The organism is Microvirga calopogonii (genome assembly GCF_003347665.1).
GTDB lineage: Bacteria > Pseudomonadota > Alphaproteobacteria > Rhizobiales > Beijerinckiaceae > Microvirga > Microvirga calopogonii.
The window spans coordinates 82,637-97,790 of record NZ_QDGA01000010.1 but is presented as its reverse complement, the minus strand read 5'-3'; the positions used below and the strand labels follow the sequence as shown (position 1 = coordinate 97,790).

14 protein-coding genes, 1 pseudogene and 1 riboswitch are annotated in these 15,154 nt (G+C 64.3%); of the genes and pseudogenes, 10 read left to right on the top strand and 5 right to left on the bottom strand.

The genetic code is table 11. The features are described 5' to 3' along the window. Positions 1 to 12 precede the first annotated feature (12 nt). The 9 genes from DDF70_RS37970 to DDF70_RS11245 all read left to right on the top strand — a co-directional run bounded on the left by DDF70_RS37970 (position 13) and on the right by DDF70_RS11245 (position 9,427). Positions 13 to 744, top strand: a complete 732-nt coding sequence (locus tag DDF70_RS37970; RefSeq protein WP_245435448.1) for a ComEA family DNA-binding protein — start codon at positions 13 to 15, stop codon at positions 742 to 744. A 61-nt stretch (positions 745 to 805) separates the two neighbouring features. Further along, positions 806 to 917: riboswitch (TPP riboswitch) on the top strand. Further along, a complete protein-coding gene (locus DDF70_RS11280; RefSeq protein WP_114944967.1) occupies positions 908 to 1,516 on the top strand; it encodes a YkoF family thiamine/hydroxymethylpyrimidine-binding protein in 609 nt (202 codons plus the stop codon). It overlaps the preceding riboswitch by 10 nt. 27 nt (positions 1,517 to 1,543) lie before the next feature. After that, complete coding sequence (locus DDF70_RS11275) at positions 1,544 to 2,128, top strand: ECF transporter S component (RefSeq protein WP_114944966.1); 585 nt, start codon at positions 1,544 to 1,546, stop codon at positions 2,126 to 2,128. Next, positions 2,100 to 3,797 (top strand): ABC transporter ATP-binding protein, encoded by a 1,698-nt coding sequence (locus tag DDF70_RS11270; protein ID WP_114944965.1) that lies wholly within the window; start codon positions 2,100 to 2,102, stop codon positions 3,795 to 3,797. The genes DDF70_RS11275 and DDF70_RS11270 overlap by 29 nt, the downstream gene beginning before the upstream one ends. Then, a complete protein-coding gene (locus DDF70_RS11265; protein ID WP_114944964.1) occupies positions 3,791 to 4,531 on the top strand; it encodes an energy-coupling factor transporter transmembrane component T family protein in 741 nt (246 codons plus the stop codon). Before DDF70_RS11270 ends, DDF70_RS11265 begins: the two co-directional genes overlap by 7 nt. 120 nt (positions 4,532 to 4,651) lie before the next feature. Next, complete coding sequence (gene pepT, locus DDF70_RS11260) at positions 4,652 to 5,887, top strand: peptidase T (protein WP_114944963.1); 1,236 nt, start codon at positions 4,652 to 4,654, stop codon at positions 5,885 to 5,887. Positions 5,888 to 6,341: 454 nt separating this feature from the next. Next, on the top strand, positions 6,342 to 7,715 hold the full coding sequence (locus tag DDF70_RS11255; RefSeq protein WP_114944962.1) for an MBOAT family O-acyltransferase: 1,374 nt from the start codon (positions 6,342 to 6,344) through the stop codon (positions 7,713 to 7,715). Between the two features lie 15 nt (positions 7,716 to 7,730). Then, positions 7,731 to 8,753, top strand: coding sequence for a hypothetical protein (locus tag DDF70_RS11250; RefSeq protein ID WP_114944961.1), 1,023 nt, complete (start codon positions 7,731 to 7,733; stop codon positions 8,751 to 8,753). A gap of 116 nt (positions 8,754 to 8,869) precedes the next feature. Then, the gene (locus DDF70_RS11245) at positions 8,870 to 9,427 is read left to right on the top strand and encodes a hypothetical protein (RefSeq protein ID WP_114944960.1); all 558 of its coding nucleotides are present in this window, start codon (positions 8,870 to 8,872) and stop codon (positions 9,425 to 9,427) included. A 62-nt stretch (positions 9,428 to 9,489) separates the two neighbouring features. On the opposite strand, the gene DDF70_RS11240 is transcribed toward DDF70_RS11245, so the two are convergent. After that, entirely contained in the window at positions 9,490 to 9,756 is a 267-nt protein-coding gene (locus DDF70_RS11240; RefSeq protein ID WP_114944959.1) for a Rossmann-fold NAD(P)-binding domain-containing protein, read from the bottom strand. A gap of 367 nt (positions 9,757 to 10,123) precedes the next feature. Here DDF70_RS11240 and DDF70_RS11235 point away from each other — a divergent pair. Continuing rightward, positions 10,124 to 12,664 (top strand): annotated as a pseudogene (locus DDF70_RS11235) (arylsulfatase). A 185-nt stretch (positions 12,665 to 12,849) separates the two neighbouring features. Here the strand turns inward: DDF70_RS11235 and DDF70_RS11230 are convergent. From DDF70_RS11230 to cyoC, 4 genes are all read right to left on the bottom strand, one after another. Beyond that, entirely contained in the window at positions 12,850 to 13,173 is a 324-nt protein-coding gene (locus tag DDF70_RS11230; protein ID WP_114944958.1) for a hypothetical protein, read from the bottom strand. Positions 13,174 to 13,366: 193 nt separating this feature from the next. Next, on the bottom strand, positions 13,367 to 14,188 hold the full coding sequence (locus tag DDF70_RS11225; protein WP_170316055.1) for an SURF1 family protein: 822 nt from the start codon (positions 14,186 to 14,188) through the stop codon (positions 13,367 to 13,369). After that, on the bottom strand, positions 14,119 to 14,529 hold the full coding sequence (cyoD, locus tag DDF70_RS11220; RefSeq protein ID WP_114944956.1) for a cytochrome o ubiquinol oxidase subunit IV: 411 nt from the start codon (positions 14,527 to 14,529) through the stop codon (positions 14,119 to 14,121). Before cyoD ends, DDF70_RS11225 begins: the two co-directional genes overlap by 70 nt. Continuing rightward, positions 14,526 to 15,152, bottom strand: coding sequence for a cytochrome o ubiquinol oxidase subunit III (cyoC, locus tag DDF70_RS11215; RefSeq protein WP_114944955.1), 627 nt, complete (start codon positions 15,150 to 15,152; stop codon positions 14,526 to 14,528). Before cyoC ends, cyoD begins: the two co-directional genes overlap by 4 nt. Between the last annotated feature and the right edge of the window lie 2 nt (positions 15,153 to 15,154).

Here is a 15,154-nt window from a genome sequence, read left to right as displayed (position 1 = left end):
TGCGAGGATCCCATGAACGTTGGCGACTTGTCTCGACCGCGAACGCCCCGCGAACCACACGACAACGCGGCCTTCCAGGTCATGCGCGTTCTGCTGGTCATCGGTCTCATGAGTGCCGGGTGGCTGGCCCTAGGCAGGTTCCGGGAAAGCGGCCCCGCCACGGAGGGCATGGTGACTGCGGCTCCGCCGCAGACCATCACCGTGGAGTCGAGAACCCCGGCCCCGCCTGATCGGGCTCCGCCCGTCCAGGTTGCCGACGCGGATCCGGCAGCGTTGATCACTCTGCCGACGAAGCCCGTGGCGGCGGTTCGTCCGCCGGAGACCGGCGAGGATGATGGGGAGCAGTCCTTCGACGAGCCTGCCCTCGACTCCGCCGCCATCGCGCAGTCGCGCGATCAGTCCCTTGCCGTGTTGAAGCAGTTCGAAGACGCCCTCGGGCAATCGTCCAGGAAGGAGCCCTCCAAGCCGCAGCCCGCACCCCGCACGGACATGAACATGACGGGTGCCGTGACGCAGCAGGCGAGCCTCGCGAGCCAGTATGTTCCGGCGGGTGGGTCCGCCGCGGACCTCGTCGATCTCAACAAGAGCTCGGTTGAGGATCTGAACAGACTGAAAGGCGCCGGTTCGCTCGGCCGCGCCATTGTCAGAGGACGCCCGTATAAGTCCGTGGAGGATCTGGTGAACAAGCGCGTGGTGCGCCGCGACGTCTTCGAGAGGATCAAGGATCAGGTCGCGGTGCAGTAGGTGTCGTGATCTGCGACACGCGACCTGCTTGCCATGGCGTCATGAAAGGTGCTAAGCAAGTCACATCTGACAGGGGTGCTCCGTATTGCCGGGGCTGAGATGACGGCGCGAAGCCGTTGGACCCTCAAGCTGATCTGGGTAATGCCAGCGGAGCGAGGTGACGATGTTTTCCGGCGCACAGATTTCCCTCTATCCGATGACCGACGATTTCGTCGATGTCATCCTCGGCGCCATTGGGGCGCTTGATCCCTACCGCCCCAATTTCAGGATCGAGACGGACGACATCTCGACCTTGATCGTCGGCCCGCCCGAACAGCTCTTTCCGGCGATGCGCGATCTTTTTCTCGCAGCATCGCGGCGTGGCGTTCACTGCGTGCTGGCCGCAACCGTTTCGCGCGGGTGCCCTGGTGAGCCCGACGATCCGATCTGCACACCGATTGCCGGTTCGCACCATGACCGGTCGCTCGAAGAGCGCATCTCCGCCGCCGTCAAGCACGTGGAGTCGGCGCCGCGCACCGGGCAAGTCGTGGCCGCGCAGTTCTCGCTCTATCCGCTCGGCAGCGGACACCACATGGACGAGATCTACGGCTGCATCGATTTCCTCAAACGATCCGGCGTCTTCGACCGCTCCAAGAATTTCTGCACCAAGCTGCGCGGCGATGCGGGCCCGGTCTTCGCCACGTTGAGCGAAGCCTTCCTGCGCTTCGGTGCTCCGCAGGGCCATGTGGCGCTCGATCTCAAGGTCTCGGCGAACAGCCCGAGCAAGGCTTAATTTCCGTCGTACAACAAGGAGGTCGTCATGTCCGTGACACGTGGCTGGACGTTGAGGGAAACGCTCATCGTCACCGTGATCGGCGCGGTTTTCGCCGTGCTCTATCTCGGATGGGTGCAGGTTTGGTTGATCGCACAGGCGGTCTTCGGCCCCCTGACGATGGATGTGGTGATGGGCTTCTGGTTCGTCGCCTCGATGGTGGCGGCCGCCATCATCCGAAAGCCGGGCGCAGCCTTCGCGGCGGAAGTGCTGGCGGCGGCCGTGCAGGTGCTGCTGGGAAGTCCCGCCGGATTGCTGCTCGTGGTCAGCGGGATCGTCCAGGGCGCGGGCGCCGAAGCGGTCTTCGCCGCAACGCGCTGGCGCAATTATTCGCTCCCGGTGCTGATGGCGGCGGGCGTCGGCGCTGCGGTCTTCTCCTATGTCTATACCTGGATCCGGTTCGATTACGGCGCACTGCAACCTGGGCTGCTCATCGCCATGTTCGTGCTGCGTACTTTGAGCGGCGCGCTGCTCGGCGGCTGGCTTGCCCATGTGATCGTGCAGGCCCTCTATAAGACCGGTGCGCTCGCGGGCCTTGCGATCGATGTCGACAAGCGCTCCGCTGCCGCCTGAATCTGTTGCGGAGTGGCGTGAGGCTGAGGTTGTTTATCCCTTCGCCAAGCGCCCTGCCGTCGGGCCCGTGGATTTATCGATCCGCCAAGGCGAGCGGGTTCTCCTGCTCGGACCGTCCGGCTCCGGCAAATCCACCCTGCTGCTGACGCTGACGGGGCTGATCCCCGACAGCATACCGGCCGAGGTGCGAGGAGAGGTTCGTCTGTTCGGTGCCGGTGTGCTCATGCGCAAGCCGTGGGTCTGGGCGCGCCATGTGGCGCAATATTTCCAGGACGCGGACCAGACCCTCTGCGGCATGCGGGTCGAGGACGAACTCGCCTTCGCGCTTGAAAACCGCGCCCTGCCGTCGGAGCGCATCGCGCAGGCGGTTGCGGATACCATGCGAAAGGTCGGCGTGCCGGAGGAATGGCGGCACCGCCGCTCGACGCAGCTCTCCGGCGGCGAGCGCCAGCTTGTCGCACTGGCGGCCGTTCTCATCCAGGAGGCGCCGCTCTTCGTCGCCGACGAGCCGACCGCGCATCTCGCGCCGGAAGCGGCCGGCCGCCTGCATGCGCTGCTGACGAGCGAGGACGGGCGAACCATTCTCATCGTCGACCACAGGCTCGACGGGTTGATTGAATCCATCGACCGGATGATCGTTCTCGGCCACGACGGCACGGTCATTGCCGAGGGCGAACCGCGCAGGATTTTCCGCGAGGAGCGCGCGCTGCTGCTGTCGCACGGCATCTGGTGTCCCGCCGCGAGTGCGCTCGACGCGGAGCTGATGCGGGCGGGTGTTGCGGCGCCCTCGGCGCCGCTATCCGTTGCTGAGGCCCTTGCGCATCTCGATCCGGAGAGCGCACCAAGTCATCGCATCGAAAGAGCGCGTTCCGCGGTGGCGGCCTTCGTCGCCTCGGCCAAGCCATCCACCGCTGCACGCGACGCCCCCGCGCTCGTGCAATTGCTGCAGGCCGATTGTGCACCTTTCCTGGGCCCGACCGTGCTGCGCGGCGTCGACCTCGCCATTCACGAGGGCGAAATTCTCGGGATCCTGGGCCGGAACGGTGCCGGCAAATCCACGCTGGGGCTGAGCCTCGCCGGTCTTCTGCCCCTGAAAGGCGGTGTGCGCGAAGGGCCGCCGGGTGGCTACGCCTTCCAGCGTCCGGAAAGCCAGTTCACCGCCGGCACCGTGCGCGAGGAACTGCTCACCGCATGGCCGAAGCGCATGAGCGGCGAGGAGAAGGGCGCCCGCACGGATGCCGCGCTTGAAGCCTGGGGCCTGGCGCATCTGTCGGCAAGCCATCCCTTCGAGCTGTCGCAGGGCCAGAAGCGTAAGCTCGCACTGGCATCGCTCACGCTCTCCGATCGCTGGCCGCTCCTCGTGCTCGACGAGCCCATGGCCGGACTCGATGCTCATGGTGCGGCCCTTCTCACGCAGGAGATCCTCGCGCTGCGTGAGAAGGGCCGCACCGTCGCGCTGATCACGCACGACATGGATCTCGCGTTGAAACTCTGCCCCCGCACCATCGTCGTGGGGGAGGGCGGCATCCTGGCGGACGGCGCGACGGAGGAGCTGATGAACGACACCCCTCTGCTTGCTCGCGCCGGGCTTGCCGAGCCCGCATGTCTTGCGGCGGTGCGGTGGCTCGAGGCAGTCGCTCCAAGGCCGGAACGGATCGCTGCATGCTGAAGGCGCTCAATCCGCTCTCGAAGCTGTCCGTCTGCTGCATCTGGCTCGTCGCTTCCGTGCTGGTCTTCGACCCACGCTTCCAGCTTGCCGCGATCCTCGTGCCGGCGCTCGCCCTCATGGCTTTCAATCGCACTTCGCCGCTGGTGCTCCTGGGGCTGATGATCCCCTTCGCCCTGTTTGGTTTCGGCTTTCTCACCACTAGCCTGTTGTTTCGCCGGGAAAGCGACTTCGCGTTGCGCATGGCAGGCGAAGCCCTGCTCGCGTCGCCTGCCTTCTCGGCCGGCATCACGCTGTTCCTGCGCGCGCTCGCCTGCGGCATGATCTCGGTGTTCTTCGCGCTGACTACCGATCCCGGCCTTTTCGTGCGGGCCCTGATGCGGTACGCAGGGCTCCCGCCGCGTATCGGCTATTCCCTGTTCGCCGCGATGCAGCTCGTGCCCGATCTGGCAGGCGAAGCGCAGCAGATGCGTCTTGCCCGTGCCATGAAGTCCGGCCGGCGCCTGCGGCGCATCCCCGGCCCCTTCGAGCTGATGAGCCTCGTGATCCCGCTGCTCGCCTTCGCCATCCGCCGCGCCGGCCGGACCGCCATCGCCATGGAGGCGAGGGGACTCGGCCCCGATACACCACGCACGATCATGAACGCGCCCACCTTTCGCAGGAGAGACGGGTTCTTCATCGCCGTCGCGGTCGCCATATTGGGACTCTGCAGCGCCGCGGCGGTGATGGGGTCGTAGAGTGGAAGGGCCGGGCAGGCGTCCTCAGGCACGGGAAGAAAGTTTCCCTGACCCCATTCACGAGATGGTCTCACCCGGCTACAACCCCGTTGCATCTCCTCGCATTCCGGATCGAGAACAATGGCCGCCAGCGTTACAGACCGTTTCCTCCGCTACGTCGTCATCGACACCCAGTCCGACGCGAAGTCCCAGACCCAGCCCTCCACCGAGAAGCAGAAGAACCTCGGCCGCCTGCTGGTCGAGGAGCTGCTCGAGATCGGCGTTTCCGACGCGCATCTCGACGAGCACGGTTACGTCTATGCGACCATTCCTTCGAACACGCAGAAGAACAACGTACCGGTCATCTGCATCACGGCCCACATGGACACGGCGCCGGATTTCTCCGGCACGAACGTGAAGCCGCAGGTGGTCAGGAACTACCAGGGCGGCGACATCCGCCTGCCGGGAGATCCGAACCAGGTCATCCGGGTCGCCGACCATCCCGTCCTGAAGGACCTGATCGGCCACGACATCGTCACCTCGGACGGCACGACACTGCTAGGCGCCGACGACAAGGCCGGCATCGCCGAGATCATGGCGGCGGCCGAGTTCCTGATCAACAATCCGGACGTCAAGCACGGCACGATCCGCATTCTCTTCACCACGGACGAGGAGATCGGCCGCGGCGTCGACAAGGTGGACCTGAAGAAGCTCGGCGCCGATTTCGGCTACACCATGGACGGGGAGACCGCGGGCACCATCGAGGACGAGACCTTCTCGGCCGATGCCGTGGAGATCGCCATCAAGGGCGTGGCGATCCATCCGGGCTTCGCCTACGGCAAGATGGAGAACGCCATCAGGATCGCCGGCGATATCGTCGCGCGTCTGCCGAAGGACATGGCGCCCGAGACCACGAAGGGACGCGACGGCTTCATCCACCCGACGGGCCTCTCCGGCGTGATGGAAAAGGCCCACTTGAGCTTCATCATCCGCGACTTCACGGAGGAGGGCCTCAAGACCAAGGAGGCGCTGCTGGAGGACATCACCAAGGAGGTGATGAAATCCTATCCGGGTTCGAGCTACACCTTCACGGTCAAGGAGCAATACCGCAACATGAAGGTCGTGCTCGACAAGAACCCGGAAATTGTCGAGAACGCCGTCGAGGCGATCCGCCGGGCCGGTATGGATCCGGTGCGCGGCAGCATCCGCGGCGGCACGGACGGCTCGCGCCTCTCCTTCATGGGCCTGCCGTGCCCCAACATCTTCGCAGGCGGCCATGCCTTCCATTCCCCGCTGGAATTCGTCAGCAGCCAGGACATGGAAAAGGCCGTGAAGACCATCGTCGAACTCGCCAAGGTCTGGGAGGAGCGCGCCTAGGGCATCCTGCGGAACCGGAGGGCGACCCCGAATGGGGCGCCGTTCGAGGATCAGAGACCGACGGAGAGAAGAATTGCCCCCATGCGAGCGGGGGCAATTCTCGCCGAGGCAGGCGGAGCACCATCTGTCGCGGCTCAGATGGTTGACAGCGTCAAGTTCGGGAAACTAGAGCATCGAACGCAAAAGTGGGAACCGGTTTTGCGTGTAAAGATGCAGGAACAGAAAAGCTTAGAGCATCGGATGTGAGTTCGAATTTGCGTCCGATACTCTAAGAAAAGTCATTTCATATCGTTGCGACGTGATGTGCCGAGCATAGACGATAGTCGGGGCCGGGGCGGCTGTCGAAAACTTGACGGCGCATTGTATTGTCGATGAGGAAACCAGAAGATTCGGAGCGGGTTTCTGACGCCGTTGGCCTCCGTATCGCTCAACCCACGGGACGTTGCGGTCAACGATGCTTTTCAATTCCTTTGCGTTCCTGCTCGTATTCCTGCCGGCCGCACTGGTGATGCACTGGCTGGTCGAGCGCTTCAAGCCGCAATGGCGTTTGCCGTTGCTGGTCGTCCTGTCGTTCGTGTTCTACGCCTATTGGGATTGGCGTTTCGCGCCGCTGCTTGCCGCATCGATCCTGGTGAACTGGCTCGTCGCCCAGGCCTTCCTGCGGACGCGGCAGGGCGTCCTGATCACCCTGGCACTGATCGCGAACCTCCTCGTTCTCGGTATCTTCAAGTACTTCAACTTCTTCGCCGACCTTACAAACCTCCTTTCCCCGCTCACAGTTCCGAAATGGGACGTCGCGCTGCCGCTGGGCATCTCGTTCTTTACGTTCCACCATGTCATGTATCTCGTCGATCTGAAGGCCGGGCGTGCGCCGCGCTTCGGCCTCGTTCGATACGCTCTCTACATCGCCTTCTTCCCTCAGGTGCTGGCCGGTCCGCTCGTCCGCTGGAGCGAGATCATGCATCAGTTCGACGAGCGGCCCTACAAACGTCCCGATGCAGCGGAGCGCTTCGGGCGCGGGTTCATGCTGCTCATTCTCGGCCTTGCGAAAAAAGTCTTCGTCAGCGACCCCCTGGCCGAATACGTGAATCCCGTCTTCGCCAAGGCGGCAACCGGCGCCGCGATCCCCACCCTCGACGCATGGCAGGCGACGCTCGGCTTCACGTTCCAGATCTATTTCGACTTCTCGGGCTATACGGACATGGCGCTGGGCATGGCGCTGATGCTCGGGATCATCCTGCCGCAGAACTTCGACAAGCCCTATGCCTCGACGTCGCTCCAGGATTTCTGGCGCCGCTGGCACATGACCTTGTCCCGCTTTCTGCGCGATTATCTCTACATACCTCTGGGCGGTAGCCGCAATGGCCTCGGGGTCCAGATCGGCGCCCTGTTCGCCACCATGGCACTGGGAGGGCTCTGGCACGGTGCCGGGCTCACCTTCATCGCCTGGGGCGTCGCACATGGCCTCGGCCTCGGCGCAGGCGTCCTTTGGCGTCGGGCCGGGCTTCGCATGCCGGCCGCTGTCGGCTGGATGCTGACGATGCTGTTCGTCATGTTCACGTGGGTTCTGTTTCGCGCGACGAGCTTCGATGCCGCCTTGCGGATCTATGAAGGCATGCTCGGGCTCACGACACACGGTGGGACGTTCAAGTGGCGCGCCATTGCCCTCGCGGCCGCCGTGGCATGCCTGGGGCCGACCGCGTGGACGGCAGTCCAACTCGTTCCGCCCCGGCGCTGGATTGCTGTCGGTTTCGCGGTCGTTCTGGTGGGGGTCCTGCTCACGATCGGGGATTCCGCGAATTATGAGTTCATCTATTTCCAGTTCTGACGGACAGCGCATCCGATGACGGCAGGCCCTCAGAACCGAGCCTGGAAGCGCTTCGCCACATGGGCGGTCTCCTCGTCCGTTGCTCTTGTCCTGGCATTCGTGGGTGGGATGTCCCTGATTGATCCCTACGACACGGGACGCTCGCCGTTCTCCCGCGAGCCGGACCTGCGCGGGCAGAGGGAACTCAATGCGACGGCGAGCGTAGGGCGCAACCCGAAATACGAAGCGGCCGTGATCGGTAATTCGACGATCTCCCAGATCACCCCGTCGCGGGTGACGGCGCTGACCGGGATCCCGTTCGCCCAACTGGCTGTGCCCGGTGCGCAGATCCCCGAACAGATCGCAGTCCTCGACTGGTTCATGAAGCATCATGACGGCACCGCGAAAGCGCTGGTGATGGCGCTCAGTCGCGAGATCTGGTGTGCCTCCGATCCGACGCAACCCGGCAACAACTCCTTTCCATTCTGGCGCATCAGCGACTCGACGTCCGAGTATCTGGCCGGCCTGATCAGCATGAGCAGCGCGAAGCAGGCCGCCCGACGCCTGGGAATCATCCCGGCTTCAAGAGCCAAGTCCGGGCCGGACGGCTTCTGGGATTACGAGCCTCTCTACGCGGCGCTTTTCGCGGATGCTCCACAGCGTCGCGAACTCCTCTTCAAGCGCCAGAACGATCGGAACGCCTTAGGCGAGCCGTCGTTTCCGGGTGTCCGGGTTCTGGGCGAAAAGCTTGCGGCTTTGCCGGCCGATCTCCCGGTCGTTCTCGTGGTCCCGCCCGTGTTCACGGCACGGCAACCGCAGTCTGGAACGCCGCGGCATCGCGCCGAGCAGGCTTGCAGGCAGCGTCTGATCGATCTTGCGGCGAGGCGGCCGAATACGGCATTGGTCGAGTGGTGGGACGACCGGCCGGAATTCAGAAAGACCGACGCGTTCATCGATCAGATTCACTATCGCCACCCGATTGCCCGGACTATGGAGCAGGACATTGCAGCGGCGTTGCTCGACATCAGGAAGCGAGCGGGGTCTTTAACGCTTCGCTAACCATAAAAACGAGAAACGGCACTTGCCGCATGCGATGACCGTGATCCTGCGTTAGTTTAGGGCGTTCCCAGGACAAACCGTTCATTTCGCACGATATCGCGCGGGCACGATCCATTATGTTGCGTTTTCTTCTTCTTCTCAGCCTCGTCGCCATCTTCGTTCATCTGTATGGCCCGATCCTTTTCAGCCGGGCTCCGCTCCTGAGCAAGCTGAAACGCATTCCGATCCAGATTGCGGTGTTCGCGATCCTCGCGCTCGCGACGATCAACGGCTTTCGTGGCGAGCCGCAGGAAGCCGAGCAGCAAGCCTCCGCGACGAAGCCGATTCCCGAGGTGGAGACGACCGCCGCCATCACGCCGCCCGTCGTGCTCGAACCCCTGCAGCCGAAGGAGGCCGCCGTGGCCTGCGTGGAGCAGGCCCTGAGCGAAGCGCGCGCCACCGAAGATCTCGTGGGCCAAACCTGGTTGTCGTCGGTCGAGGGCTTTCTCGAGTCGGCGCCGGGAGAAGTGACGGTACAATTCGCCGTCGGACCTCGGGTCGGTCCGGCGAAGGGGCCGCAATGCCGGTCCGAGGCACGTCTCACCTGTGCCATCGCCGGCCGGGACGTGAAGCCGGTGACGCCCGTTCACATGACGGGAGCGCAGATCGCCTGCGGGGCGCAAGGCAGCCTTTGATCACGCTTCTTCTCTGAGATGGCATATCGTCCGGCGTGGACCCTCAGGGTTCGCCCGATGCGCTAGTGAAGCGCCGACATGATGCGCCGGATCGTCGCCTCGAGCAGCTCGATCGTGGATTCCGTTCCGTCTTCACCGGCGAGCATCGCCAGCGAGGCGTCGCCGCGGCTCACCATCGCGGTTTCGAGCACCGCGTAATAGGCGAGGTCGCGCGTTCGTCCGCTGGCCTGATCCCGCAGGGAACTGATCGCTTCGATGATCCCGGGGAATTGGCCGGTGCCGACGAGATCGCATGCCGTCCTCAGGACGCCGATGACTGTTGTTTCCATGAGAGGTGCCCCCTCCTTCGCCAGGTTGACCCGACTTCGGTCCATTATGATTGTGCCCGGTTCTGGTGAGGCCGGGCCCGAGCACAGAATACCATAACGCTGCAGCGTCGAACGACGCGTATTGTCGCGCCAGGCCGCAGCAGCCGGCTGTCGGCCGGAACGCAGAATCGCCGCGACTGAAATCAGGGTTTGCCGCCGCCGACTTCAGGGATGTTCCCGATAGCCCGGGAGCCAGTCGCAGGGCGATACTGTCGCGCTCGGCACAGCACGATCTCCACGCCATGAGCCGCCCTGCACCTCCGCGCGGCAGCGTCCCGTTCGTACGGCACCGGGCTTGCCTTGGCGATCTTATGAGGAGGATCCCGCCATGAAAGCGATCTCCGCAGCCCTCCTGTTCATCTCGGCCAGCATTCTGGCCATCTCCGCCGCCGAGGCCCAGGGGACGACCGGCACGCCCGGCGCGCCGGATGCGACCACCTCCATCGACGGGCGCCAGCTTCCCCCGCCGGATCCGCAGTTCGGCGGTGTGATCCGGGACGAGGCCTTGCAGTCGAAGCCCTGGTGGGCGCCGCGTATCGTGCCGCCGCAGGGCGCGCCCAACGTTCTGCTGATCATCACCGACGATGCCGGCTTCGGCGTTCCCAGCACATTCGGCGGAGTCATTCCGACACCGGCCATGGACCGGGTCGCCAATGCGGGCCTGCGCTACAACCGCATGTTCTCGACGGCCTTGTGCTCACCGACGCGGGCGGCGCTCATCACCGGGCGCAACCACCACTCGGCAGGCTTCGGCGTCGTCTCCGAGCAGTCCACGGGCTTCCCCGGCTACAACAGCATCATCGCCAAGGACAAGGTTACCATCGGCCGCATCCTCAAGGACAATGGCTACGCCACCTCCTGGTTCGGCAAGGATCACAACACGCCGTCCTTCGCGGCGAGCCAGTCGGGGCCGTTCGATCAATGGCCGACCGGGATGGGCTTCGAGTAATTTTACGGGTTCGTCGGCGGTGACGCCAATCAGTGGCAACCCAACCTCTTCCGCAACACGACGCAGATCTATCCCTTCGAAGGCAAGCCCGTCGGGAGCTGGAACCTGGTCACCGCGATGGCCGACGATGCCGTCGATTACGTCAACCGGATGCACCAGATCCAGCCGTCCAAGCCGATCCTCGTCAAGTACGCGCCCGGCGCCACGCACGCACCGCACCATCCTACGGCGGAGTGGGTCAAGAAGATCAGCGACATGCACCTCTTCGACGACGGCTGGAACAAGCTGCGCGAGCGCATTTTCGAGAACCAGAAGCGGCTTGGCGTCATTCCCCAGGATGCCAAGCTCTCGCCCTGGCCCAAGGACGTGCTCAAGGAGTGGGACTCGCTTTCTGCCGAGGAGAAGAAGCTGTTCATCCGCCAGGTCGAGGTCTTCGCCGCCTATGCAGCCTACAGCGACCACGAGATTGGCCGCGTGATCCAGGCCTTCGACGATATCGGTCAGCTCGACAATACGCTCATCATTTATATCAACGGCGACAACGGCACCAGCGCCGAGGGCGGGCCGATGGGGACGCCCAACGAGGTGGCGTGGTTCAACGGCCTGAACGAATTGCCTGTCGACATTCAAATGAAGTTCTACGACGTCTGGGGCACGGACCAGACCTACAATCATATGTCGGCCGGCTGGTCGTGGGCTTTCGACACGCCGTTCTCCTGGTTCAAGCAGAACGCCTCGCAGCTCGGCGGCATCAACCAGAACATGGCCGTCTCGTGGCCGGCGCGCATCAAGGACAAGGGAGCCCTGCGCGAGCAGTTCGTGCACGTCATCGACGTCGTGCCGACGATCCTCGAGGCAGCCGGCATTGCGGCGCCGGACGTGGTCGACGGCATCAAGCAAGCGCCGATCGAGGGCACGAGCTTCGCCTATACCTTCGACGCGGCGAACGCGAAGGCGCCGTCGCGCCACACGACTCAATATTTCGAGATGATGGGACAATGGGCGCTCTATAACGATGGCTGGCTCCTGAGCACGAAGGTCAATCGCGCACCATGGCAAGCGTTCGGGACGGCCAATCCCGATCCGCTCAACAACCAAGTGCTCCAGCTCTACGACCTGAACACGGACTTCAGCCAGACCACCGACGTGGCGGACAAGAACCCGCAGAAGGTCGACGAGCTGAAGAAGATGTTCGTCGCCGAGGCGAGGAAGTACCAGGTGTTCCCGATGGATGCTTCGGTGGCCGCGCGCATCGTCGCGCCACGTCCCAACATCACGGCGGGTCGGAGCGAGTTCGTGTACACGCGGCCCATGACCGGATTGCCGCAGGGCGATTCGCCTGTCCTGCTGAACACCTCCTACACGATCACGGCCGACATCGAGGTGCCGCCGGACGGCGCGGAAGGCATGATCCTGACATCGGGCGGACGCTTCGCGGGCTACGGATTCTACCTGCTCAAGGGCAAGCCGGTCTTCCTGTGGAATCTGGTCGACCTGAAACGGGTCAAGTGGGAGGGACCGGACGTTCTCGCACCCGGTCGGCACAATGTGGAATTCGACTTCCGGTATGACGGCCTGGGGCCAGGTACCCTTGCCTTCGACAACATGAGCGGCGTCGGACGCTCGGGCACCGGTACGCTCAGGGTCGATGGCAAGGATGTGCAGACGATCAAGCTGCCTCAGACGCTGCCGATGATCCTGCAATGGGACGAGGCGTTCGATATCGGCTCCGATACGCTCACCGGCGTGAATGATGCCGACTACGAACCGCCGTTCCCGTTGACCGCCAAGCTGAACAGGCTGACGATCAAGGTCGATCGTCCGACGTTGTCGCCCGAGGACATCAAGAAGCTCGAGAGCGCTGAGGCCACGGCGGTCGATGGCACGCCGCTGACTCGGGTGCAGGCGGGACCTCAATGATGAGGCGGGAAGGGAGGCGGAGCGCCACGGGCTTGCGGCCCTGGCGCTCCGGGGCAGGAGCGGCGCATCGTGCGGACCCGGAGGGCCAGGTCAGTGAAAAGTGGATCCGGTTTTCCGCACGATGCACCTATTCAAAGAACGATCATCGGACCCAAAAGTGCAAGTCCACTTTTGGGTCCGATGCTTTAGCCCTGATGGTTGAAGATGTCGGCGTCCTGGTTGGTGAACGCGAAAGCGTCGCCGCCGTGGCCGAAGAGGCCGAGGCCGCCGACGGCCGTCGTGTCCGCCACCTGGGTGATCGGGCTGGCATTCACGTTGAGATCGGGGCCGAAATCGGCCGGGCCGCCCCAGGGGAAGTGATAGCTATCGCCCAGCTGGACGTTCGAGCTCTCGGCGTGCTGGTTCGTCACCGCGGTGGCATCGCCGCCGTCGCCGAAGAGGCCGGGACCACCGATGGCCGTGGTGGTGGCGACCTGGGTGATCGGGCTGGCATTCACGTTGATATCCATAATGTATCCTTTTCAGTTCAAGTGTTGCGTTCCGTACCGCCTGAGAAGCGATCTCCGTTGGCGATGATGGGACTTTGAACGATTGCGCGGAGGCGGGCTGTGAACAGCATCACAGGGTCGAAAGATTGAATCTCGCGAAGCCGGGCCATGCCCGTTCTGCCGAAAGAGAATGAACGGACGCTCCGGCTTCACATCACGATTCGTGCAGGCGTGCGTGCCTCGACCTGAACCATCGGGGGCGCAGCAGGTCCAGGTTGACAAAGATCGCGCCGGTCGCAGCCATCAGGGCCAGCGCGGCCCAGGTGAGCGCGTAGACGAGGTGATTGTTCGAGAAGGCGATCACCGTCAGTCCGGGGACAGGCAGGCCGCTCTGGCCCGGTGTCCGTTCGGCGTCGATGAAGTACGGCGCGACCTTGTCGAGCCCATGGGCCGCAGCGATCGCCGCCACGTCGCGGGAGTACCAGCGGTCGGACGCGGGATCGTTCGCGCGCAGGAAGCCGCCGCGAGGCTCAGAGATGCGCAGCAGGCCCGCCACCGCGACGGGCCCCGAGCCGCGCGGCTGCCATGATGCCGGTTCGCGCTCGTCGGCGGGAATGAAGCCGCGGTTGACGAGAACCGTGGTCCCGTCGTCTCGGGCCAAGGGCGCCATGACCCAGTATCCGCCGCCCAGTTCCGTGACGGCCTGCACGAGCGCGGAGCGATCCTCGAGCCAACGGCCCGTCACGACCACGTGGCGGTACTCGTCTGCGGCCGCCGACACGTCGCCCCACTGTCCTGGTCCCGGCGCGGGTGTGGGCGCCGCATGAACCCGCGCTTCCACACGCTGGATCAGGTCCAGCTTGGAGGCCCGGCGATGGACCTGCCAGACCGCGAGCGCCGCGAGGCCCGCCACGAGCAGCAGCGCGGCGATGTCGAAGGCAACCAGCTTCGCGATGCGCTTGCCCGTCAGGGCTTTTGCACCGCCTCGTGCGGCGGCATCGGCATCATGTTCTGGTCGAGGTGGTACATGACCCATATGGAGCCAACCAGCGTGATGACGACGAGAATGAGCGTGAACACCAGGGCCAGGAAGGTCCAGCCGCCCTCGGACTTCGTGTTCATATGCAGGAAGTAGATCATATGGACGACGATCTGCACGGCCGCCAGCGCCATGATGACGATGGCGGTCGTGCGCGTGTCGTCCAGCACGTTGCCCATCACGAGCCAGAACGGAATGGCCGTGAGGATGACCGACAGGACGAAGCCGGTCATGTAGCTTCTGAACGTGCCCTGCGAGCCGTGCGCATCATGCGGTCCATGCGCCTCGCCGTGGCCTTGCGGCCTTCCGGCGAGCCCGGGCTCGACGATGTCGCTCATCGCATGACTCCCATCAGGTAGACGAAGGTGAACACGCCGATCCAGACCACGTCGAGGAAATGCCAGAACATGGACAGGCACATGAGTCGACGCTGGTTATCCCGGATCAATCCGCGCAGGCGCACCTGGACCATCAGCGTTACGAGCCAGACGATGCCGAACGTGACGTGCAGCCCGTGCGTGCCCACCAGCGTGAAGAAGGAGGACAGGAAGGCGCTCCGCTGAGGCGTGGCGCCTTCGCGGATCAGATGGGCGAATTCATAAAGCTCGATCGCGAGGAACGCGGCGCCGAGAAGGCCCGTGACTGCGAGCCAGATGAGGGTCGTGCGGGCCTTTTCCTTGTCCATCTCCAGCATGGCGAAGCCGTAGGTGATCGAGGACAGAAGCAGGAGGGTCGTGTTGACCGCGACCAGCCGCAGATCGAACAGCTCCGCGCCCGACGGGCCGGCCGCGTAGTTGCGGCCGAGCACCCCGTAGCAGGCGAACAGGACCGCGAAGATCAGGCTGTCCCCCATCAGGTAGATCCAGAAGCCGAACAACGTGCCCCCATCGCCGTGGGCGTGCTCTTCCTGCTCGTAGAAGACCGGTGCCGTGGCGCCCGGCGGCGGGGTCATCTCATGCATCG